General features: G+C 72.4%; 13 protein-coding genes. All 13 read right to left on the bottom strand.

Annotated features, from left to right (window positions below):
• Nucleotides 1-53 precede the first annotated feature (53 nt).
• Genes Q8A52_RS12570 through Q8A52_RS12510 form a run of 13 tightly spaced genes read right to left on the bottom strand, consistent with a single transcriptional unit; the run spans nucleotide 54 to nucleotide 22,168 of the window.
• The gene (locus Q8A52_RS12570) at nucleotides 54-2,267 is read right to left on the bottom strand and encodes a hypothetical protein (protein ID WP_316751150.1); all 2,214 of its coding nucleotides are present in this window, start codon (nucleotides 2,265-2,267) and stop codon (nucleotides 54-56) included.
• Complete coding sequence (locus Q8A52_RS12565) at nucleotides 2,267-6,163, bottom strand: putative baseplate assembly protein (protein WP_316751148.1); 3,897 nt, start codon at nucleotides 6,161-6,163, stop codon at nucleotides 2,267-2,269. The genes Q8A52_RS12570 and Q8A52_RS12565 overlap by 1 nt, the downstream gene beginning before the upstream one ends.
• Nucleotides 6,160-9,285, bottom strand: coding sequence for a putative baseplate assembly protein (locus tag Q8A52_RS12560; protein ID WP_316751145.1), 3,126 nt, complete (start codon nucleotides 9,283-9,285; stop codon nucleotides 6,160-6,162). The genes Q8A52_RS12565 and Q8A52_RS12560 overlap by 4 nt, the downstream gene beginning before the upstream one ends.
• Nucleotides 9,282-9,665, bottom strand: a complete 384-nt coding sequence (locus tag Q8A52_RS12555; protein WP_316751142.1) for a GPW/gp25 family protein — start codon at nucleotides 9,663-9,665, stop codon at nucleotides 9,282-9,284. Before Q8A52_RS12555 ends, Q8A52_RS12560 begins: the two co-directional genes overlap by 4 nt.
• A gap of 5 nt (nucleotides 9,666-9,670) precedes the next feature.
• A complete protein-coding gene (locus Q8A52_RS12550; RefSeq protein WP_316751140.1) occupies nucleotides 9,671-10,006 on the bottom strand; it encodes a hypothetical protein in 336 nt (111 codons plus the stop codon).
• A 16-nt stretch (nucleotides 10,007-10,022) separates the two neighbouring features.
• On the bottom strand, nucleotides 10,023-10,559 hold the full coding sequence (locus tag Q8A52_RS12545) for a phage baseplate assembly protein V (RefSeq protein ID WP_316751138.1): 537 nt from the start codon (nucleotides 10,557-10,559) through the stop codon (nucleotides 10,023-10,025).
• 36 nt (nucleotides 10,560-10,595) lie between these two features.
• Entirely contained in the window at nucleotides 10,596-11,735 is a 1,140-nt protein-coding gene (locus Q8A52_RS12540) for a hypothetical protein (RefSeq protein WP_316751136.1), read from the bottom strand.
• Nucleotides 11,728-12,090: a hypothetical protein gene (locus Q8A52_RS12535; RefSeq protein ID WP_316751134.1), complete on the bottom strand. Its 363-nt coding sequence runs from the start codon at nucleotides 12,088-12,090 to the stop codon at nucleotides 11,728-11,730. Before Q8A52_RS12535 ends, Q8A52_RS12540 begins: the two co-directional genes overlap by 8 nt.
• Before the next feature lie 8 nt (nucleotides 12,091-12,098).
• Nucleotides 12,099-12,782, bottom strand: a complete 684-nt coding sequence (locus tag Q8A52_RS12530) for a hypothetical protein (RefSeq protein ID WP_316751132.1) — start codon at nucleotides 12,780-12,782, stop codon at nucleotides 12,099-12,101.
• Nucleotides 12,779-13,474: a hypothetical protein gene (locus Q8A52_RS12525; protein ID WP_316751129.1), complete on the bottom strand. Its 696-nt coding sequence runs from the start codon at nucleotides 13,472-13,474 to the stop codon at nucleotides 12,779-12,781. Before Q8A52_RS12525 ends, Q8A52_RS12530 begins: the two co-directional genes overlap by 4 nt.
• A 5-nt stretch (nucleotides 13,475-13,479) precedes the next feature.
• Nucleotides 13,480-19,917, bottom strand: a complete 6,438-nt coding sequence (locus Q8A52_RS12520) for an eCIS core domain-containing protein (RefSeq protein WP_316751127.1) — start codon at nucleotides 19,915-19,917, stop codon at nucleotides 13,480-13,482.
• The gene (locus tag Q8A52_RS12515) at nucleotides 19,914-20,198 is read right to left on the bottom strand and encodes a hypothetical protein (RefSeq protein WP_316751125.1); all 285 of its coding nucleotides are present in this window, start codon (nucleotides 20,196-20,198) and stop codon (nucleotides 19,914-19,916) included. Before Q8A52_RS12515 ends, Q8A52_RS12520 begins: the two co-directional genes overlap by 4 nt.
• Entirely contained in the window at nucleotides 20,189-22,168 is a 1,980-nt protein-coding gene (locus tag Q8A52_RS12510; protein ID WP_316751123.1) for an ATP-binding protein, read from the bottom strand. Before Q8A52_RS12510 ends, Q8A52_RS12515 begins: the two co-directional genes overlap by 10 nt.
• Between the last annotated feature and the right edge of the window lie 34 nt (nucleotides 22,169-22,202).

The raw sequence follows: 22,202 nt of genomic DNA, 5'->3' as shown, positions 1-22,202 counted from the left end.
GGGTCCCCCTGGTTCGGGATGTCTCAGATCAGGCGTAGGAAGTGCGGCTCGGCTCACGTCACGAAGAAGATCCCGGCGTCGGTGCCCGCGGGCGTGTACTCGGCGAGCCGGGCCCGCAGACCGTCCTCGCGCTGCGGCCGGTACAGGTCGTGGAAGGCGCCGAGCTCGGCGCCGTCGTCCGCGCCGCGCCGGATCTCCTCGGCGCACCGGTCCGCCAACTGCCCGTACCAGGGCGTCCCATAGCGTTCGGCGGCGAACAACGGCCGTATGCGCGCGGCCTGTTCGGGCCCCGCGAGGTCCGGCTGGCAGCGGTACCGGCGCGGGGTGCGCGAGCCGGGCGGGACGTACGAGTACCGCAGGCAGCCGATGCCGCGCCGGGCCACGTGCAGCCGGCCGGTGAAGACCGAGTTCTCGGCGATCCGTACGGCGTGCGTGTGGACCTCGCCGATGACGGTCGTCCGGTGCAGATGGAGAACGGCGTGGGCGTGACGGCAGTCCGGGGCGGAGAGGGCCTCGCGGTCCTCGCCGGTGGCGTCCAGGACGCTGTCGCGCAGATGGATGTCGAGGGGGTCCTCCGAGACCTCGTCGCCGATGACCTCGATGGTGCCGAGGATGCTGTGCTCGATCTGGAGGCAGGCGGTGGTGCGTTCCAGGACGATGCTGGGCTCCTCGGGCGAGTGCGGCTCGCACCCGGGCTCCAGCGACCAACCCGGCACCAGCGTGGAGTGCCGGACCACGACGGCGCCCATCGGACCGGTGACGTTGATGCCGCGTCCGGCGACCAGCAGCCCGTCGAGGACGAGTCGGGGCCGCTCGTGCGGGGCACAGTCGTCGGCCACCGCACGGATGTTGAGGGCGTCGGGGCGGTTGCTGTACCAGTCGAGCAGCCGGATCACCGGGCGGGTGCCCTCGGCCGCGCGCAGTTCCAGCCGGTCGCCGGGATCGAGGTCGAAGTCCAGCTGCTCCTGGTAGGCGCCGCTGTGCGTGATCTCGATGATGCCGGTGCGGTCCGGGCTGCCCTCGTCCTGCCAGGCCCGGTAGGCGTCCATGATCCTGCGGTACGGCTGTTCCGGGCCGACGCGGTAGAAGTCGGCGTCGGGCCTGGGCTCGCGGTCCGCCCGCTCGTATTCACCACCGCCCATGTCGGCGACGGACGCGTGGTGGTAGTCCACCCACACGCCCTGCCGGGGCGCCGACCGCGACCCGAACGCGATCCGCCCGAGCTCCGGGTCGACGGCGACCTGGCCGCGCCGGGGCCGGTAGCGCCAGTCCGACAGGTCTGCGACCACGATGTCGGCGGGCGGTACCGGCCTGTCCTCGCCGTCGCGCCGGATGACGAGGCTCTTGCCGGGGCCGTAGTAGTCGGCGAGCCGGTCGTGCAGCAGGCGGCGGGTGATGAACGCCGGGACGTTGTCGACGGCGGCGGTGGGGGTCCCCCCGCTCGAGCGAAGCCGAGAGTGGGGGAGGACCGGCGAGGGCTCCGGGACCGGCTTGGTGACCAGGGGTGTGTCGTTGCCGAGGATCGAGAAGGTGTACAGGTTGCGGGCGCGGTCGATGCAGTAGGCCGGGGACGAGGTGAGGGAGTGGGACTTCAGCCGCCAGACGAAGAGCCCGACCCCGGCGGGAGTCCGGCCGCCCTGCCTCCGGGAGGAGTCGGCACGGCGTATGTCGACCGTCCTGGCCGCCTCGTCGAACGGACCGCCCGCGAGGGCGAGTCCCGCGCCGTCCCGCAGGTCGAGGAGGCGTCCGCGCTCCCCTCGCCGACCGGTCCCGTACAGCTTCACCGGCTGGGTGTGGGCCACGTGCCGGGACAGCTCGACCGCGCGGGCGGGCCACTCGGCCACCTGCTCGGCGAGTTCCTCCAGCAGGTGGAGGGTGCCCTTGCGGCGGCGGTGCGCGACGGTGGCGGCCACGTCCCGGCGCGGGGCGATGGCCTCGGCCAGGGCATCCCGGCCGCCGCCGTGCAGACCGGTGGTGAGGACGCGTTCGTAACCCGGCAGGGTGCGATAGCCCACGAGGTCGCCGAGGTACGGCAGCACCCAGGGGGCCGCGGTCTCCACGAACAGATCCTCGTAGCCCTGCTGGACACCGTCGCGGACCCGGTCGAGCTGCTCGGCGATCACGGCGAGCAGGGCGCGCAGCGGCTCGCCCTCCTCGGCGTCGCGCAGCCGGTGCCAGCGGGGCAGCAGCTCGGCGAGCCCGTCGGGTTCCCGGGGCGTCACCGGGGCCGGCGTCTCCAACTGGACATCCGCCGAATGCGCGGCCATCACTTGACCTCCGTGAGAATCAGGGTGTCCGCGGCCCGTGCCGACAGCAGAGCGAGCCGGGCAGGGCGTATGCCGCGGAAGACGAACACCGTCCGGCCCTTCGCCAGGCGCCGGGTGTCGGTGATGTCGGGGTTGAGGCGAAGGAGTTCGGCGAGCGGAATGCCGTACCGGGCGCAGACGGACGACAGGGTCTCGCCGTGCTCGTCGCGGACGGTGTGGGTCCTCTCCTCGTACGTCGCCGGGTGCGCCGGTACGGACGGCGCGGGCGTGCCGGGTCCGGCGAGCAGCGCGGTGAGCTCCTCCGGGCCGGCCGAGGCGGGGACTCCGGTGAAGACGTCGACGTCCACGTAGTCGACGCCGGGCACGGACTGCGCCGTGGCCAGCACCTCGGAGAGCCGGGCCGGCTGCCCCAGCTCCCGGCCCTCGTAGCCGAGTCGCCGCAACAGGGCCTGGCGCAGCCGCGGTTCGACGATCTCCCAGGAGTGGTCCGGGGCGACCTTCACCTTGGCGGCGACCAGCAGCAGAACGAGTTCGCGCACGTCCACGCGGACCGGGAGGTTCGGGTCTCCGTACTCCGTCAGCGCCCCGCGCAGGGCGCGCAGTACATCGGAGTCGTCGGCGATCGGGATGTCGTCGGTGCCCGCGACGGTCACGTGCAGCACCCGCCGGCGTCCGTCGAACAGCTCGCGGGCCACGGCCCGTCCGATGCCCGCCCGTGAGCGGGCGAAGTCCTCGTAGTCCATCGGGGAGACCAGCCGGTCCAGGGCGGAGACGGCGAGCGGGACGGTACGGCGGGTGAGGCCCGGCCCGTCCGCGTCCGCGCCGCCCGTGGCCGGACGGGGGTTGGTGACCGCGGTGACACCGAGCGGCCGGGTGAGGGGCTGGGTGATCCGGCCGGCCGGGACGTTGGCGGCCCGGCCGGTGCCGAAGCGGTAGCGGGCGCGGACGTTCTCGTGCCCGCTGGGCAGCCGGGCGCCGTGCACACCGTCGCCGAAGGTCACGGTGGTCCGGCCGTCGGACGAGCTGCCCGTGATGTACACCCGCTCGGTCGGACCGCGCCCGGCAAGGCTGTCGGCCTCGTGCCACAGCACCCCGTCGACGCGCACCTCCAGGACGGGCGTGGCGCCGAGCGAAGCGAGATGGGGGCACCCCCGGCCGACGGCTGGGGGAGGACTGTCGGCGGCGAGCCAGGTCAGCGGGGACTGCCAGAGCGCAAACGTCTGGTTGACGCGGTCGGAGTCCCCGCTGCCGATGGCCTCCTCACGGCTCTCGCCGTGGGTGGCCTCGACGACGTTGCCGAGGATCCGCACACTCGCGCGGCGATAGCGGTGCACGAGGTCGGCGGCGAGGGTCAGCCGGGTGTGGACGTGGTCGCCGGGCAGTTGCGGATCGACGGCCGGGTCGGCGGCGGCGAGCGTGACCACCTCGTTGGCCGTGACACCGGTAGCGCCCGGGATGTCGGCGCGCTCGCCGCTCACCACGAGGGTGCGGCCGGGGCGCAATCCGTCGTACAGCTCGGCGAGTTCGATCTCGTTGCCGTGCACGTCCTCGCCGAGCGGCTCGTCGGCGGGGCGGAGCGGCTCGCCCGCCGCGTGCACCGTGGTGTCGCGGATGTGGGAGAGCAGGACGTCGAACTCGTCCAGCCAGGGGTCGGCGAGGGTGAGTACGGTGCCGCGGCCGGTGATGCCGTAGTTGGAGTACGCCGCGGTACGCGCCGCCACGACCTGTGTGGTGACGAAGGACAGCTTGACGTCGCCGGGTAGGGCAGCTCCCTTGGCCGGGCGCCGGACGGCCACCCAGCTGCCGACCGTGATGCCGTCGTGCACGCTGTCCAGCTGGAGGACGCGCCGGTTGAGCGGCTCCGGCTTGCTCGCGATGACGATCTCGACGTTGGGCTCGGTGCTGCCCACGGTGTACCTGAAGGTCACCTCGTACTCGCCGTGGGTCACCTGCACGGGGACCCCGGGGCGCAGGGTGAACTCCTGGGGCGTGCCGTTGTGGATCCCCACATGGACCGTGCCGTCGTCGTCCGGCCGGGACACGAACAGGGTGCGTTCGGGCAGGCCGGAGTGGAGGCGGGCGGTGACGCCGGGTTCCTCGGCGGCGGCCGGGCGGCGGTTGAGCCAGCTCAGTTCGCGGTCCTGGGCGGCACGGGTCGACAGGTCGACCTGGCCGGGGCCGAGCGGGAAGGTGAGCTGCTGGGTGACGGGCAGGTTCTCGGCGCGCTGGTCGGAGCTGCTGCCCTCGACGTACTGGAACTCCACCCGGACCGGCACCTTGCCCGCGGGGTCGTACACCACACGCATGCTCGCCAGCACCGCGCCCGTCAGCGGCCAGTCCGCGGTGCGGATGACCCGGCCGCGGTCGTCCTGGACCGGCTTCAGCGGGGCCGTGGCACCGAAGGGGGCCGCGGTGACACGCATCGCGAGCAGCTCGCGCAGCAGTTGCGGGGTGCCTGGTGCGGCGGCCGTACGCCAGGCCGGGTACAGGCTGCCGAGCCCCGGGTCGAGGGCGGCGAGCAGACGGGCGGTGTCAGTGCCCGGACGGTGGGGACGGCCGCCTCGCCGGGGGGCCGGGACGGTGGAGCGCAGGGCGGGAAGAATTCTGCTCAGGGTCTGCAGGGCGGCGTGGCGGGGGTCCCCGGCCGTTCCCTGTGGCGCGTCGGCTCCGCCCGTCCCGGAGGAAGCGGAGAAGGCGGACGAGGCGAAGGGAGCGGAGGGAGCGGAGAAGTCGGACGAGGCGGAGGGAGCGGAGAAGGCGGAAGACGCGGGGGCCGCGGCGGCATCGGCGGGCTGCGCGGGCGCCAACTCCCCGGCCCGTTCGGCGAGTTCCGCCAGCACCGCCTCCAGCTGCTCGAACCACGCCGCCACGTCCTCGTACGGCTCGGTGAGCACCTGGGCCTCGCGCAGGCGGGCGACGGGGTCCGCGAGGCGGGCCGCGAGGCTGCCCGGGGTCTTGATGCCGTCCAGGTCGGCCCGCAGCGGGGCGAGGACCTGGTCGTCGAAGTCCTCGATCAGCCGACTGACCGGACGGGGGTCGGGGACCTCGGGCGTGGGGGGCTCGTCGCCCGGCTCGCCCGGGTCCACCGGCCCGGCGGTCCAGCGGCGTACCTCGTCGACCAGCTCCTTCAGCGTGGGCGGGGCCGACTTGGGCAGGGAGATCGCGGTGATCTCTTCCTCGCGGTCGATCCGGACCTTCGCGACGGGCAGCAACTTTCGCTCCCCGCCCGCCTGTTCACCGAAGACGAAGAGCAACTGGTCGCCGGTCTGCAGGGAGTTCGCCGTGCCTTCGACGAACAGTTCCGAGCGGCGGTCGAGGTCGTCGGGGGTGATCAGGGAGGGCCGGCGCCGCCTCACCGTCAGCTCGTTCCAGTCCCAGCGGGCGGTGAGGTCCCGGCCGGTCTCGAAGGTCAGCGACTGCTCGTCGGCGGAGGCGGGCACGCTGTGACTGCGCGCCCCGCGCGGGATCAGCACCGGCATGGCCTCGGCGCGCGGATCGCGTTCGAGGGTGTAGGCGAGATGGGTGCCGGCCGCCACGCCGGGGCGCGGGCGGTGGCCGACGAGCCGGCCGAGGAGCACCAGCGAGCGGTGCTCGTTGGCGGTGCGGACGTAGGCCTCGTCGGAGATCCGCTCGGAGTGGAAGGTGAGCAGGTCGCCGAGGACGGCGGCGGCGTCGAGCAGGCCGATCGCCGGGTCGTCGGGAGTGCGCACGGTCAGCCCGTCCAGGGCCGGGTACGCGGGCGAGGCGAGCCGGTCGAGGAGCGCGGCGAGGAAGGAACCGTACTCGCCGACACGGTAGTCGAGCGCGGTGCGGCCGGGCGGGTTGTGGAGCGGGGCGGGGACGAGGCGTTCGTCGTGTCCGCCGCACGCGCCACCGCAGGAGCACACGGCGGTCATCGGTCACCTCCCAGGGAAATCGCCAGCCGTCCGTTCTCCGGCCGGTCCGGGTCGTTGTCGCAGGTGGCGATCTCCAGCGGGCCGAGCCGCAGCACGCCGTCCTCCCTTTCTCCTCGGTCCTCCTCGAACAGCCGCCGCAGCCGCGTGACCTGTACGCTCTCCACCCCGGGGATGGACGCCGCGACGGCGACCAGCCGGCTCAGCCGGACCGGCTCGCCGAAGGTCAGCGCGTCCGGATGGAAGAAGCCAAGGCGTCCGCCCGGCAGCCGGCCGCTGCCGAGCACGCGGTACAACTCGGCCAGGATCTGCCCGTGCTGGTGGCCGGGCCGGGCGCACACGGTGAGCGCGATGTCGAGCGGCACCAGCCGGGCGGGGCCCACCACCAGGTCGTGGCCGATGCGCCGGTACGACTCCAGGGCCTGGGCCACCGAGGCGAGCAGCCGTTCGGTCGGGGCGCCGGCGCCGAGCGCGTCCACGGCGACGTGCGCCTCCTGGACGCTGCCGGTCCAGCGGAGCTCCGCGGCGGCCCGCTGCACCCCGGGGAGGGCGGAGGCGAGGGCCGCGTAGTCCTCGGCGGTGACCGCGCGCAGCCGGGTGCGGCGCAGGTCGAGCGGGGCCGACTGGCGTACCTGGTCCACGGGTTCGGGCTCGGTGCCGCCGGTGGCGGGCAGCGGGTTGCGGACGGTGACGGCGAGCACATCGCAGTCGCCCTCGACGACCAGATGGTTGATGGCCTCCGCGCCGACATTGCCCGCGCCGCCGCCCCCGAGCCGGTAGTGCACGGACAGCCTGGCGCCGGGCGTCGGCCTCGCGCCGTGGCGCCCGTCACCGAAGCGCAGGGCGAGGCGGCCGTCGTCCTCCGTCTCGCCGACGAAGTGGCGATCGCGTGCTGCGCTGCCGAGCAGGTCGTGGCGCGGCTCCCAGACCGCGTCGGTGTCGTGCAGTCGTACGGCGGGCAGGGCGCGGCGCGGATCCTGGGCGAGAGCCACACTCGCGGAACCACGCAGCACCGGCTCGTCGGGGTGGAGTCCGGCCGCGTACGCCGGGCCCCAACTGTGGGCGATCTCCCAGGCGATGTGCGGGTCGAGGACCGTGCCCGCGCGGGCCCGCGCGGCGAGGATCTCGATGCGACGCAGCTGGGCGCCGAGCAACTGGTCGCTGCGATACAGGAGTTCACGAAGGGCGCGGACCGGATGACGGCGGAGCTCCAGCCGCTCGAGCACCTTCAGCCCGTAGATCACGGCGAGTTCGTCGATCTCCTCCTCTCCGAGTCCGTCGCGGTCGCGGGCGCTGCGCCACAGCTCGACGAGCCGCTGCCGGACCCGGCCCGGGACGGCGGCGATCCGCTCCGCCTGCCCCGCGGCGATCGTGGCCGGATCGGGGAACGGCACGGCCTGGGTGACCGGCGCGCGGCCGAGGACGGGGCGGAAGCGGGGTGCGATGCCCGGGTACACGGACTGCGCGAGCAGGGTCCGCAGGGCGGCGGCCTGCGCGTACGCCGTACCGGGCACGACCCTCCCCCAGCCTCCGGCCGGGGGGACCCCGACGTGCCGCTGCCCGGCGCGTTCCAGACCGATTCCGGCGCGTACGGTGGCGCTCTCCCCCACGACCTCGAACAGCTCGCGGACGTCGTCGGGGGCCAGGGCCACGCCGCTCTCCGCCTTGTCCGTGAGGGAGTTGATGAGCCGGGCGGGCGCGTTGCCCTCCGTACGGTCCTGGCAGCCGAAGTCCGGCGGGTCGCAGGGGGCCACGACGGCCGGTACCGGCGGCACGGTGACCGTCTCGTGGAGTCCGGAACGGCCGTGGTCCACGAGGACGGCGTTGCCGCGGGCCAGGGTCACGTCCTCGACGGGCAGGCAGTCGCGTCCGCCGCGGGTGGCGAGGCAGAGCGGGAAGCGCAGGGCGTCCTCGGCGGCCCAGGCGACCTCCAGGACGGGCTGGTCCTCGATGCGGTCCAGTCCGGGGGTGACGGAGGTCAGGCGCACGGCCTGGCGGTGGGTGGGGTCCGCGTCGCCGGGGGTGCCGGTGCGCGGGCCCTTCACCTCCTCCAGGACCAGGACGTCGCCCGGCTCGAGGTCCAGTCGGCGGTCCCGGCAGGTCTCCGGATCCACCCACTCGTCGCGCAGGGTGGCCGCGGTGGCTCCCTCCGGCAGGGCGCACACCTCGCCGCCCCAGGTCCACAGCCGGATGGCGTTGTGCGCGACCCGGAGCTCCAGGGGGGCGGCCGCGACGACCGGTTCGAAGACCTCCACCGAGCCGCGCTCGTCGAGATCACCGAGGTCGTTCTCGTCGATGACGGTGCCGGGCTCGGGACGGTCGTGCGGATCGAGGCGGCGCACGTCGACGGAGGCGAAGCGGAAGGTGCCGGGCGCCAGGGTGTGATCGGCGGCGGTCTCCACGGTGACGTACGCGCGGGCGTTGCAGCCGTCGTGCATCGCGTAGTCGATGAGCCGGACGTGCCGGCGCACGGAGACCCGGCGGCGCGCGGTGTCGAGGTAGGCCTCGGTGGCGACCGCGTCCTGCTGGTAGCTGATCTGGTCGCCGGTGTGGGCGAGCAGTTCCACGAGCGTCACGCCCAGGTCGGCGGGGTTGCGCTCGATCCAGTCCGGGGTGGTGAGCGCGAGCCGGTCCAGCAGGAGCTTGCGGATGGTGTCGTAGTCGCGGGCCGTGTAGTCGACGACCGGGGAGGCCGGGAAGGCGGGTTCCGGCTCGTGGCCGTCCGTGCAGTCGAAGGGGGTCGGGCAGTCGGGCCCAAAGGCGAACTCCGCGCTGTGGTAGCGCTGGTCGAAGCCGCGGAACGGCTCGGTGCCGGGCCGCCCGTACGGGTCGGGCTCCACCAGCGAGAGCCGGTAGCGGGAGGTGTCACCGGCCTTGTCGAGGGTGACGTAGAGCCGGTCGTCGAGCTCCGGATCCTCCTCGCGCTCGACGCTGACGTCGACCGCGGCGATGCCGGTGATCCGGCGGCCGCCGTCGATGCGGACGTTCTCGGGACCCAGGCCGTGCGGAGCTTTGCCCAGGAAGGTGACGGTGAGCAGCAGCCCGTCGTCGCTCACCTCGACGGCGTCGACTCCGTTGAGCTGGGCGGCCCGCACCTTGGCCCGGCGGGTGGTTCCGGTGGTCACGCCGTCCTCCCCTCGAAGACGTCCTCGCGTACGGCGCCGATGGCGCGTACGACGTAGGACAGATGCACGCGTACGACGTCGTCGCCACCCTCGATGTCGAGGGCCACGACCTCGACGAGGTCGCCGAGCCAGCGCTGCAGCGAGGCCTGGACGGAGAGTTCGAGGGTGCTGATCAGCTCGGGGCTGTTGGGGGCGAAGACCAGGTCGAGCAGTCCGCAGCCGAAGTCGGGGCGCATCACGCGCTCGCCGGGGCTGGTGAACAGCAGCTGCTCGATCAGGTCGTGGACGTGCTCGGCGGGGCCGGCGTGCGCGGTGCGTCCCCGGCGGTCGGCGTGGTAGGGGAACGCGATGTCGGTACGCGGGCGGGTTCGTTGACTCATCGGCCTCATCGGACGGTGACCTTTCGCTGCGCGGCCTGGACGACGGGCGGCCCCTGCGGCACGAAGGCCGCGGTGAAGCACTGGGCCGCGGAGGTGTCGAGCAGCACGGCCGCGCCGTCGGCCGTGACGCCGATGTCGCCGGCGCTCCAGCGGACCGAGACGCACGGCGAGGGCACCCTGTCGACGATGTGCCGGCAGCCGGTCACGACATAGGCGTGGGCGGCCGTGGCGACGGCCGCGCCCGCGACGCGTGTGCCGCCGGTGGGTGTGGTGGCGGGCGTGACGCGGCCGCCGTGCGGGCAGCCGATCACGGCGCCCGCGTCCAGCAGACTTCCGGACAACTTCTTCCCCCGTTGTCTATCGCTTGGAGTGCACGGTCAACTGACCCTGGTTGATGATCACTTCGCCGCCGCGCAGGATGACCTCGGCGCCCCCGCCGCTGGCGATGACCACGGCCTCCTTGGTGATACGGATGTAGGCGCCGCCCTGGGCCTGGAGGAGGATCCCCTGCTCGGCTCCGGCGGTGTCGCTCATGACGAGCTTGTGCGCCTGCGGTGTCTGGACGACCACAGGCTTGTTGGCCGCGTTCGCCTGGAGCTCGCGGCGCGCGTCCGGCGGGAGCTCGTCCGCGGCTCCGTACCAGCACCCGGTCCACACGGGGAAGCTGGGATCGCCCTGTTCGAACTCCACCCATACGCCCGCGCCGGGCGGCGGCACCACGAACTGGCCCGCCTCGGGACCGGTGAACGGCAGGCAGGGCAGCGCCCAGGTGGACGGCTCGTCGCCGAGGACGTCCGGGACCTCGGCCGTGATCCGGCCGATGCGCAGCGGGTCGTTGTTGTCCACCACCCGGCCGCGGAACTTGCCGAGGTAGCGATTGCTGGGTGCCGCCATGCTGAACTGCTCCTGATGGGTGTGTCGTTGGTCTTCTTAGGGCCGGACGTAGTCGCTGCGCGCTTCCAGACCCTCGCGCGAGAGGGTGAAGTTCTGCTGGTACGAGCCCGGGCGCAGGTTGTGGGTGACGGACTTGACGTAGTAGTCGCCGTCGTACGCCCGTCCGGCGCCGCGCACGCCGACGAGCCGGCGCGGCTGGAGGATGTAGCCGTGCCGGTTGACGTCGAGGGAGCCGGAGCCCGAGACGACGTCGGCGGAGACCGCGGCCCTGGCGAGGAGTTCGGCCTCGGCCTGCTCGCGCGACTGCTTGGCGGTGCCGGACAGCGTCCTGCGCTTGAGCGCCGGTGTGGGGCGCCTGCCCAGAGGCGGGCGCAGGGGGCTGATGGGCGGCTGCGGCAGCAGGGTGGCCTGCCGGGTCCCCGGGTCCTGCCAGCGTGCCTGCGGCTCCTCCCGCGCGGTGCCGTCGTAGGCGAACGTCAGCTGGTCCACGGTGGAGTCGGCGTCCATGTTGACGTTGAGGGCGTGCTGGCGGATGCCGAGGCGGACCTCCGGGCCCCAGCGGGCCGAGGACTGGCCGGGGCCGGGGCCGGGCTCCAGATAGAAGGTGTAGCCGTTGGCCCGGGCGAGCTCGGTGACGTACTGCAGGTCGGTCCCCGTCTGGTAATGGACGCGCAGGTCCTGGTGCGGGGGCTGGGCCACCTTCTCGGTGTAGACGTCGGGCCGGACGCCGTAGTCGGAGTAGCGGCGCAGGATGGCGAGGACGCGCTCGGAGGGCGGCAGATTGGGGTAGCGGGCGGTGCGCTCCTCCAGGTCCATCAGCAGCGTGAGGTCCTCGCCGGTGACGGTGAGCGTGGAGTGGCCGGGACGGTTGCTGGCGCCGACCTCCTGGCGCACGATCAGCCCGTCGAAGAGCACCTCGGGCGTGCCCCGGACGCTGACGGTGACGATGACGCGGGTCTTCGGGTCGAAGAACCCCTCGGGCAGCAACCGCTGATTGACCATCCCGTTCTTGGTGAGGTCGAAGGCGAGCTGGAAGCCGCTGCGCTCACCGGCGGTGGCGGTGATCTGGGCGGACAGCAGCGCCTCGGCGACCTCGACCGGGACCGGTCGGGCCAGGGTCGGCCCCATGAGGAGCTGGATGTGGACGGGGCCCTGCCCCACGGGCTGTTCAGACATGCCGCTCTCCGCGCGGGAAGCCGCCGGCCGCCGGAATGCCGATGACGCGCCCTGCCTCGTCCGTCAGCTCCCGGGGATCGAGCACAGGATTGGCGTCGGCGATCCGCCACCACTGCCCGGGGTCGCCCAGGAAGCGCTGCCCGAGCAGGTCGGGCCGCTCACCTGCCCCGACGACGTGCGGCTCGGTGTCCTCGTCCAGCGCAGGCAGCAACCGCCGCTTGGTGTACCGGACTTCGGTGCCGTCGGCCATCCGGTGCACGCCGATCTCGGCGTCGTGGTACCGGCTGGTGCGCGGGTAGGGATGGGCGCCCGGGATCGCCTCCAGGGCGTTCTCGTACGGCTCGATGTCGGCCATGGCTTCGGTCAGCCCCTTCCGGTCACGAGATCGGTTCCCCCGAGCCCGAGGGCCCCCAGGCTCCCCCGCGCGGCGGCGGCGAGCCGCTCCTTCTGCGCGAGGTGGGCCATGTACAGATCGGCACCGCGGTGCCCGGCGGGCAGGTCGCTGACGGTGAGGATCTTCATGCCGATGCTCAGCGAGGCCCGTATCGGATTGAGGTTCACATCGAAGGCGGATTCATTGATCGTCACCTCGGTCAGCCGCACCGGCATCACCCGCTTGCTCCCCCAGGTGAACAGCGTCAGCGGCATCTCGATCGGGCTGATCTCGATGGTCCCCTTCTGCGAGAGCCGGCTCGCGGCCCGCAGTTGCGCGGTGGTCGGCTGCACGAGCATTTCGAGGGTTGCGAGCTGCGGGTGGATCCCGTCGGGCGCGGCGATCTCCAGCTGATCGGTCGCGTCGATCTCGGCGGTGAACTTCCAGGTCTCCTGGGCGGGGCCCTTGAGCCGCAACGCCTCGTTCCGGTCACCGCTCCCGGCGCCCCCGCCGCCCGCGTCACCACTGTCCCCGGCCGTCTGGGGCGCGACGCTGCGCTCCAGGGTGTCCGGGTTGAACTGGAGGACGATGATGCGCTGGGGGGTGCCGCGGTCGGGATCTACGACGACGATGCCGGAGCGTATGGGTTTGGGGATGTCGGCGTAACGGGTCATGCGCGCGCCTCCAGGCGTGCCCTGAGGTCGGAGTAGTCGTGGCCGGGGAAGAGCCGGGGGAATTCCTCGACCATTTCCTTGAGCCCGGCCACGGCGGACGTGAATCCTGGATCTCCGAAACCGGTGGCGCAGTACAGGTACTGCCAGCCGGTCGTCCCCTTGGTGATCAGTAGGGTGTCGAGATAGGACGCGTAGTCAATGTCCATGGGCATGGCGCCCTCGTACCGGTCGAAGTACCAGACCTCGGGATCCGTGGTACCGCGCGGCAGGCGCAACAGGGCCATGCGGCCGCTTCCGGTCTCCGGTGTGTCGTCGAAGAACTTGAGCTCCTGGTGGAGTTCGCGCTCCTCGTCGTCCATTCCCTCCCAGATGACGTGCAGGCCGTTTTCCACGACGGTGCGATAGATATGAGTGAGATGGATTTCTCCGACCAGGCGCGAGTCCGGTCGGGTGGAGCGCCAGTACGTCTGTACCTCGTTGAAGCGGAAGAAGCGGTCCTGGATCTGCTGCCCGAGGGACAGTCCGTAGTCCAGGGCCAGCTCCTCGAAAACGAGGGGCGCCTGGTCCAAAGGAGGGGAAACCTCACCCAGCCGGGCCTCGTGCACCTCGATCTCGCGACAGGCCTCGATCTCCCGGAGAGCCTCGGCGCAACGCCGTTCGTACGGGAAAACACCACCGGATTCGTTCGTCATGTCTTTCAGTTCCAGTCGACTTTGTTTTCGTCGGTATCCAGCTTGGCGAGATTCACGAAGAGGACTTCGATGTCGGGCATCGCGCGGTCGCCGAGTTCCCTCTTGCGTGCCCGCATCAGGAGCTTGAACTGTCCGAGATTGTCGAACTTGCTCCCCCCCTTCTTGAGCTTGTCTCGCATCTCGACGACGTAGTCCGCCAGCCGCGGCCCGATCTTCAACACGCTCTGCAGCGTGGTACGACCGGCGGAATTGATGAAGAGCATGCCCTCCTCGTCCTCGCGCGGCGGCTGCGGATTCTGGGTGTGCTGCCACTTCACACCCTTCGGCGACCAGTCGCTCCTGTTCTTTCCGGTGCCGCCCACCTTCGTGTAGCCGCCGTATTCCGCGTGGATACGGCTGGGGAAGTCGGGCCATTCAGCATGGTTGAACTGAACCTCGGTCCGATACCAGATGATCTTTTCCTGCTTCGGAATGTCCCGGTAGGCGCGGTCCTCGATGTTGTTCAGGAAATCGATGTTGGTCTGCGGGCCCCGGGCGGGAACCAGATTGTTCCCGCTCGCGTCACCGCCGAGCCGCTCGGGCAGGAGGTGCATGCGGACCCATGCGGAACCCGTGGTCATGCGTTTGCTCCGGAGCCACAACCAGCCGGGCGGCTGCCCCGTCCGGGCCTCGCCGGCCTCCTTCCCCGGTCCGCCGAACACGGTCTTCGCGGCGTCGCTGAGGAATCCGGCGTGGTGCCCGGCGCTGCCACGGGGCGACTTGACGTCGAACCACTTGGGATAGTCGGGCGGTGTGGGAACGTCGTAATGCGTCCGCAGCGCCGCCCAGTCGCCGAACTCCGCCATCTTCAGCCTGAGTTCCGTGAACAGAGGCCTGTATTTCTCCCGATCCTCCTTCTTGATCGGCGACGGGATCTTCCTCTGGATCTCCTTGGCCTCCGCATACCTTCGTTCGGCGGCCGTGAGATGTCCCTCCTGCTTGGCCTTGTCGGCTGCCGCCTCCGGTTTCCTCAGATCGGCCTTCCAGTCGGCGAGGAAGGCAGGCGCCTCCTCCGGGGTGCTGTGGATGAACAGCGGCGCGCGCCGGCCCCGGCCGTGGAACATCAGCGTGTGCGGTTCGCCGTCCTCCCTGTCGGTGAAGTGGACCTTGGGCAGATCCACGTCCTGGGTCGCGTTGCGATCACGCTGGTCCTTGCGGTTCCTGTCCCGCTCATGCCGCTGCCTGCCGAGCAGCCGGTCCTTCATCCGCTGCCACTTGTCCCGCAGTCGCTTCGCCAGATTGCGCAGCCTGTTGCGCAGGTCACGGGCCTTGCCCAGGAGGGCGCGGGTCGCGCGGCGGACCTTGGCGAGGGCCTTGCGGACTGCGTCACGGACGCGCTGGAGCGGGCGGCGGCGCCGGGGCGGGTTGTCCTTGTGCTCCCTGCGGTCCCGGCCCTTGCCGGTGCGGTCGCGTTTCGCCTCGTGCGGTGCCTTCCGATCCGGCTTGCGCAGGTCCGGGCGGCGCTTGTCGCCCGGCTTGGTGGTGTCGGGGCGTTTTCCGTCCGGGCGCCGGTCGTTCGGACGCTTCGTGCCGGGCCGGTCCTGGGTCCTGTCGGGGCGACGGTCGCCCGGGCGGCGGGGCCCGCGTTCGTCGGGGCGTGACGCGGTCGGGTGCTTCGCCTCGTGGGCCGCGTCCTTCACGCCCCGGTCCGCCGCGTTGGCGTATCGGCCGTCCCTGCGCCGGTCCTCCTCGTCCGGCTTCTGCCTGGCCTTCGGCGATGTCGGCTCCGGCTTGCGTCCGGGTGTGGGCTCCGGTTCCGGGCGGTGCGGCTTGGGAGCCGCCGGCCGGGACGCCGGGTCGTCCCTGCGGGGTGCCCCTTCGTCCTTCTTCGGGACGTCCTTCTTCGGGGCGTCCGCGCCCGGTCGGCCCTTGCCGAACAGTTTCCCGGCTCGCTCCCGCAGACTGCGCGCCACCTTGCCGAGGTACTTGCCGATGCCGGCCACCAGCCACTGGTAGATCAGTTCCAGCAGGGCCACGACACCGGAGGCAACCGCCTTGGCGAACGGCAGTGCGCCGTTGCCGCTCTTGACGGACTTCAAGAAGTTCATGAACAGGCCGAACGCCCGCAGGACGGAACTGAGCGCCTCGTACGCCGTCTTGAGCGCGTCGATGACCGCCATCACCCAGCCGGCGCCCGGGATCAGCTTCGCGACCACCTTGGTCACGATCAGCTCGCCGATGATCATGGGGAGTTGAGGGACGACCTCGTCCCAGGCCATCCTGGCCATCTCCTCCTTGGAGACGCCCCCGCTGATCAGCCAGTTGAACATCTCCATCGGGATGCCGATGAGCTGCTGGATCTTCTGGTTGAACCACTCCCGGACCGCGGACTTGATCTCCGTGAACAGATGCGCCTTGGCGCCGGTCACCGCGGCGTCCTTGGCCTTGCCCAGCCAGCCACCGGGGTCGGACAGGATGTCCGTCGCGATGGCCGCCCATTCGCCGAGGCCCTTCAGGATCGCCGCGCCCAGCTCCATGGCCTTGACCGTGACCGTCTCCGCGAGGTTGACGGCAGCCAGCAGGCCCTGCTCCATGAGATCGAGGCCGGCCAGCAGCATGCCGCCGAAGGCGTCGATCAGGGTGCCGGCGATCTTCTTGAGCTTGTCCGCGGCCTGGTTGACCTTCCGGACGGCGGCGTCGCGCAGACCGTTGATGGTCCGGCGCCACTTGGCCTGCATGGCCGGGTAGTCCTTGAGCAGGTCGTCGCCGAGCCGGATCAGCTCGTCCGCGAAGGCGTTGATCTGGTCGATGACCCACTTGCGGGCGTCGTCGATGAACTTGAAGACCTGCTTCTTGAAGTCGTCGATGACGCCCAAGACGTAGTTGCGGGCCTTCTCGAAGACGTCCTTGATGGCCTGCTTGAGCTTGTTGAACTGGTCCTTGATCCAGTTCAGGCCCTTCTCGAACCAGTTCCCGGAGTCCTTCTTCCCGTCGTCCCGCTTCTGTTGGACCTCCTGCTCGGACCCGTCACGCTTGTCGTCGATCTTCTTCTGGTCGTCCTTGGTGCGCTGATCGACGTCCTGGTCGGTCTTGTCCTGCTTCTCCTTGACGTCCTGGCGGACCTTGGTGAACTTCTTGCTCTTCTTGCCGTCGACCTCGTCGAGCTTGTCGTCCTGCTCCTTGCGCCAGCCGTCCCGGGAGCGGGCGATGTCGGTGCGTCCCTCGTCGCGGGCGTCCGCCTGCTCCTTGGCGTTGGCGTCCACCTGCTGCCGGACGTCCCGCTCGTACTGGCCGCGGTCCTGCCGGGCCTTGTCGTCCTTGTCCTTGCGCGCGGCGGTCATCTTCTGCCGCGCCTGCCCGAAGGCCTGCTTGATCTGGGGGCCCTGCTCGTGCTCGGCGACGGCCGAGACCGCCTCCGGGGGCAGGCCCGCGGAAGGGCTGCCCGCCGGTCCGCCCTCGCCGCCCGCCTGCCGCTTGCCTCCGCCGAGGTCCGCGGTGAGGGTCTCCCTGGGCACGTCCGGATAGATCTCGTCCTCGCCCATGGGGCGGGCCGCGTCGTCACGGCCGGACTCGTGCAGTTCGGCGCTCTTGTCGTCGAGCAACCGGGCCTGCTTGTCCGTGCGCTGCGGGTCGGAGTCGTCCTTCAGCGGCAGCTTGGGCGCGTCACCGACCTTGGTGCCCTGAAGTCCCTTGTCGGCGGTGGGCAGTTCATTGATCGAGTCGGTGAGCTTGTCGAGCGGGAGCAGCTTGGACAGCAGCTTCCTGGCGAGCGCGCCACCGATCGCGATGGTGATGTCCCACCAGCCCGGCTCCTCCATGTCCGCGCCGGGCAGTTGACCGTCGGGAGTCTTCTCGCCCTTGATCTCCGGAGTGCTGCCCCGCGGCGCCTCGGTCTCGCGGACCTGTTCGGAGGTGTAGGCGCCGGGCTCGCCGGGCTTCGGTCCGCCGTGCACGGTCCTGGGCGAGCCGACGGGCCGGTCCATGCTGGGCGGGGCGTCCTCGAGGGCTCCGCGTTCCTTGTCCACCGACCGGCCGACCGCGGTGTCGACGCCCTTGAGGGCGGTGAGCGCCTGGTGCGGCTGGAGGCTCTCGGCGACGGAGAGACCGGCCTCGGGGGTGGCGTTGCCGACGTCCGGTGCGGGCGCCTTCTTCTTCGGGGTGGCGGCCGCACGGCCGCCACCGCCGGTGGAACCGCCGCCGCTGCGCGCGCGGGGCGCCGCCGACCTGGCGACGACGGGCGTGTCGTCGTCCTGCCGTGCGGGCTCGTGCCGGGGCGGGGCCTCGGTCCCGGGCGTCGCCGACTGCATCTCCACGGCGTGGTCGCTGACGCCGGTATCACCGCCGGCCGCGGGGCCCGGGGCGCTCGCGGCGGCCGCCGGGGCCGGTGAACCCGCCACCGCCGCCGGCGCCCTGGCGGGTGCGGGGGCCATGGAGCCGCTCCCGCCTCCACCGCCGCCCGCGGCGGGACTGCCGGTCTCCTGGCCACGCGCGTCCTCGTCCGCCCGGGCGAGTTTCCCGGGCGCGGTCTCCTCGCCCCGGGGAGCGCCGTCGCCTGAGCTGCCGCCGGCCGCGCGCTCGTTGGCGCGACGCGTCTCGGCGGCCAGGTCACGCTCCTCCGCCCGGTCTGCCCGGTCTGCCCGGTCTGCCTGGTCGTCCTTCGCGTCGGGGCCGGGGGCTGCCGCGGGCTCCGGACGGTCGGCGGCCTCGCTCTCCGGGTCGGGGCCGACCCGCTGGTCGGCGGGGTCGGCCTCCGTGTCGGGTGCGTCGTCGCCGTCGTCGTCGGCGGAGTCCTCCTGCGGGGCGTCCTCCTCCAGGGCCGAGGCGAGGTCCTCGGCCTCCTCGGCGGTCACGCGGGGCTCGGGCGGACGACCGCTTTTCTTGCTCTCCGCGTCCGCGGCCGAAGTCCTGCCCGAGGCCACGGCGTTGTCGGTGACCGTCCCGGTGTCGGCGGAGGGCAGCGGGGCGTCCTCGGGCCGGGGTCCCCTCTCCGGCTCGGCGTCGGCGTCGTCCAGGAGGTCCTCCAGCTCTGCGAGGGCCTCGGCCGCGCCGCCCGTCTCCAGGCCCAGCGGCTCGTCGTCGGGGTCCTGGTCGGTGCCGGGCGCCGTATCCTCCCGGGCCGGGGTGCGGGTGTCGTCGCGTTCGACCGCGCTCCTGTCCACCGGTTCGGGGCGCACGGCGCCGGTCCTGCGGACCGAGGAGTCCTTGGCGGCGGCGGTGCCGGCGGACGCCGGCTTCTGCGAGCCGGCCCCGGCTGCACCGCCGGACGCGGCCGACCGGCCCTCGGGAGCCTTGTCGCCCCCGTCCCCCGCCTTGTCGGCACGGTTCCCCACCGTGTCGCCGCCCTCGTCGCGGGAACCGTCCTCGACCTGAAGGGGCTTGGCCTGCGAGGGCTCGGCCGAGACAGCGGACGACGGCAGGGAGGAAGCGGGCTGCGGCGGGGCAGCCCCGACGCCGGCACCAGCACCCGACCGTGGGGCCGTACCCGCACCGGTCCCCGACCGTTCGGCCGCTCCCGGGTCCTCGGCCTTCCGCCGCTGTGCCTCCGCTATCCGTTCGTCCTCGAGCCGCTCCGCGTTGTCCAGCCGGGCCTGCCAGGCGGACTCTTCGCTCTCCCGCTCCCTCTCCAGCTCCTCCGAGGCGTCGGGCAGTGCGTGCGGGGCCGTCGCCGCCTCCAGGGGCAGCGGGCCCTCCTCGACCTCGTCGACCAGGTCGAGCAGCCGGTCGTGCTCCGGGGTGGGCAGCCGGATCTCCAGCCGGTCGAGGACCAGGTCCTGCAGATCGGGCGACATCCGCCCCAGGTGCTGTCGTACCCGCCCCGAGGCGTCCTCGGGGTCGCCGCGCAGGGACCGCAGGACGTCGTTGACCAGCCGGTCCACCAGGGACTCCGGGTCGATGCGCTCGGCCCGAGTACGGTCCGCGTCGACGGTCGCGTACCGCAGCCAGCCGGGGGTCGCCTGCCCCTGCTCCACCTGCGGCGCGGGCTCGGCGACCGGTGCCGAGCGGGGTCGTACGAGGTCCTGGGCCGCCGTCTCGGCCTCCCGCTCGATGGCCTGCTGCGGCAGGCTCACCGCGCCGAGTTCGCGGCCGGCCCGCAGCGCACCGAGGCCGTGCGGGTTCTGCACGGTGTGCAGCAGCTCGTGGGCGAGCAGGCGGCGACCCTCGACGGTGCCGGGCTTGAAGGCACCCTCGCGGAACAGGATGTCCTGGCCGACCGCGACCGCGTCCGCCCCGAGCAGCTCCGCCAGCTGTCCGGCGTCCCGCCCGGTGTGCAGCCGTACCCGGCTCAGGTCGTGCCCCAGCTGCTCCTCCAACTCCCGTCTCACGCCGGGGTCGAGGGGTTGTCCGGCTCCGCTGACGATGTTCTTCGGTTCGGGGGTACGGGACTTGGCGGCGCGCTCCTTGCGCCTGCGGCGGCGCTGCTCCGCGGTCTGTTCCGAACGGGCGTCCCGTGTCTGCGAGTTCACCTGGTCACCTCCCCCTGCCCGCTGAGTCCCCGGTGGACCGCGCGCGCCAGCTCCTGGCCGAGGCGTCGCGCGGACAGCCCGCCGGGCAGCGGCGGCAGCCCGGAAAGGTTCTCCAGGCGTACGGCTCCGTCCGCGGCGAGCGGTACGCCGTGCTCGTGGACCAGCCGGGTGAGCTCACGCTCGAACGCGGCCGAGACCCGTTCGGGGTCCGCCCGGAAGCCGTCCAGGACGAGTTCGCCGATGTCCACGCGGATCGCGCTCGGCCGCCCGGTCACACCCATCCGCGGACCTCCGTCGGCGTCAGGGAGCGCTCCAGTTTGAGGTACTCGGTGCGGGCCGCCGCGAGCATGTGCCGCATCTGCAGGGCCTCGTCCTCCTCGGCAGCGAGGAACGCCCCGGAGAGGGCGATGTTGCGGATCGAGCCGCCCGCGACGGTCAGCTGGGCGAGCAGCTCCGGGGCGATGTCCTTGACCGGTGCCTGCGGCGGCAGGACGCGACGCCAGATCTCGGCGCGCTCGGGCTCGGCCGGGAAGGGGAAGTCGACGACGAAGCGGATGCGCCGCAGGAAGGCGGTGTCCAGTGCCTTCTTCATGTTCGTGGTGAGGATGGCCAGGCCCCGGTAGGCCTCCATCCGCATGAGCAGGTAGCTGACTTCGAGGTTGGCGTACCGGTCGTGGCTGTCCTTGACCTCGCTGCGCTTGCCGAAGAGGGCGTCGGCCTCGTCGAAGAGGAGCAGCGCGCCTCCGCGTTCGGCGGCGTCGAAGACCCGGCGGAGGTTCTTCTCGGTCTCGCCGATGTACTTGCTGACCACCTGGGACAGGTCGATGACGAACAGGTCGAGGCCGAGTTCCCGCGCCATCACCTCGGCCGCCAGCGTCTTGCCCGTGCCGGAGCCGCCCGCGAACAGCGCGGTCACGCCCAGGCCCCGGCGCAGTGTCGCCGCGAACCCCCACTCCTGGTGGACGGTGGCCCGCTGCCGGACATGCGCGACGATCTCCCGCAGCACGCTCGTCTGCCGCTCGTGCAGGACGAGGTCGCCCCAGCCGGCCTGCGGCTCGATGCGCCGGCCGAGTTCGTCCATTGCGATGCGGGCCTCGTCGAGACCGGCCTGCCAGGCGAGTTGGAGGGCGTCCAGCTCGTCCTCGTGCGGGAGTTCACGGCGTACGGTGGCGGCCGCGGACCGTACGACGTGCGGCGGCAGCTGGAACTGCGCGACCAAGGCGCGCAGTTCACGGTCCTCGAAGTCGGCGACCTCATCGAACGCGTCGGCCCACAGGCGGAGTTGCTCCTCGTCGTCCAGGCGCGGCACGGACAGGCGTGCGCCGTGCGGCCGGTCCGTGCGCATCGGGTCCTCGCTGGACACGACGACGGGCACGGCGGCCCCGGCGAGGAACGCCTCGGTCGCCGCCCGCTGGTCGCGGTCCGGTTCGCCGACCTCGACGAGCAGTGCGGCGGGCAGCAGGATCGCCTCCCGCTGCCACAGCCGGGCCAGCCGGTCGCGCTCCACGGGGTCGCCGGGGATGTCCTCGGCGCTCATCGAGTACAGCCCGAGCCCGGACCGCGCGGCGGCCGCGGCGGCAATGTCGGCCCGGCTGCGCAGATCGCCGCCGGTCACCTCCACGAGCAGGGGCGCGTCGGCGCCTGCCCCGACGGCCCAGCCGCCCGCCACCTGGCTCGCGGCGAGGTCGTACGAGGGCGGCAGTCCCTCCGGCACCGGCGTTCGGCGCAACTGGCCGTGCAGCCGCGTGTCGAGGTAGGCCGAACCCAGCAGGAAGTGCAGGACCCGCTCGTCGAGCCGGAGCCGGGACGTCGTCAGCCGTGACTCGTCCTCCAGCTCGACGATCCGCCAGCGCCGCAGCGGTGCGACGGGCGTGAGCGCGCTCCAGTGCGGCTCGTCCAGCGCGGCGAGGGCGAGCGAGAAGGTGGGGTGGGCCCGTTGCGGATCACCGCTCGCCGCGGCGCAGCGGGGGGCGGTGGTCGGGTCCAGTTCCTGGGCGGCGGTGAGGAGGACGACGTCCCGCTCGAAGGCGGTGAGACCGAAGCAGTTGACGAGTGCGTCGAGGGGGGCGGTGCCGGGGCCGGTGGCCACGACGGCCGTGCCGACGGCCGCGGAGTCGTCGCCGGTGCGGCTCGTCGGCCCGGCGGCGCGCGCCGCGTGGGCGTCGACGCGGGCCAGGACGCGCCGGATCCCGGCGGTCAGCGTACGTCCGTCGTCGCGCGCGTCCGTCATGCCGGTCCTGTTCGTCCCCATGTCCTCACCCGCCCCCGTCGATCCGCCCATGCCG

This window comes from Streptomyces herbicida (genome assembly GCF_032656585.1).
Classification (GTDB): Bacteria; Actinomycetota; Actinomycetes; order Streptomycetales; family Streptomycetaceae; genus Streptomyces; species Streptomyces herbicida.
The sequence above is the reverse complement of the archived record's forward strand: the minus strand, read 5'-3'. Positions and strand labels throughout refer to the sequence as shown.

Excerpts from the sequence above, each read along its gene's own strand:
- Q8A52_RS12570 (WP_316751150.1), bottom strand. The coding sequence starts at position 2,267 with ATGGCCGCGCATTCGGCGGATGTCCAGTTGGAGACGCCGGCCCCGGTG.
- Q8A52_RS12565 (WP_316751148.1), bottom strand. The coding sequence starts at position 6,163 with ATGACCGCCGTGTGCTCCTGCGGTGGCGCGTGCGGCGGACACGACGAA.
- Q8A52_RS12555 (WP_316751142.1), bottom strand. The coding sequence starts at position 9,665 with ATGAGTCAACGAACCCGCCCGCGTACCGACATCGCGTTCCCCTACCAC.
- Q8A52_RS12545 (WP_316751138.1), bottom strand. The coding sequence starts at position 10,559 with ATGGCGGCACCCAGCAATCGCTACCTCGGCAAGTTCCGCGGCCGGGTG.
- Q8A52_RS12540 (WP_316751136.1), bottom strand. The coding sequence starts at position 11,735 with ATGTCTGAACAGCCCGTGGGGCAGGGCCCCGTCCACATCCAGCTCCTC.
- Q8A52_RS12535 (WP_316751134.1), bottom strand. The coding sequence starts at position 12,090 with ATGGCCGACATCGAGCCGTACGAGAACGCCCTGGAGGCGATCCCGGGC.
- Q8A52_RS12530 (WP_316751132.1), bottom strand. The coding sequence starts at position 12,782 with ATGACCCGTTACGCCGACATCCCCAAACCCATACGCTCCGGCATCGTC.
- Q8A52_RS12525 (WP_316751129.1), bottom strand. The coding sequence starts at position 13,474 with ATGACGAACGAATCCGGTGGTGTTTTCCCGTACGAACGGCGTTGCGCC.
- Q8A52_RS12515 (WP_316751125.1), bottom strand. The coding sequence starts at position 20,198 with ATGGGTGTGACCGGGCGGCCGAGCGCGATCCGCGTGGACATCGGCGAA.
- Q8A52_RS12510 (WP_316751123.1), bottom strand. The coding sequence starts at position 22,168 with ATGGGGACGAACAGGACCGGCATGACGGACGCGCGCGACGACGGACGT.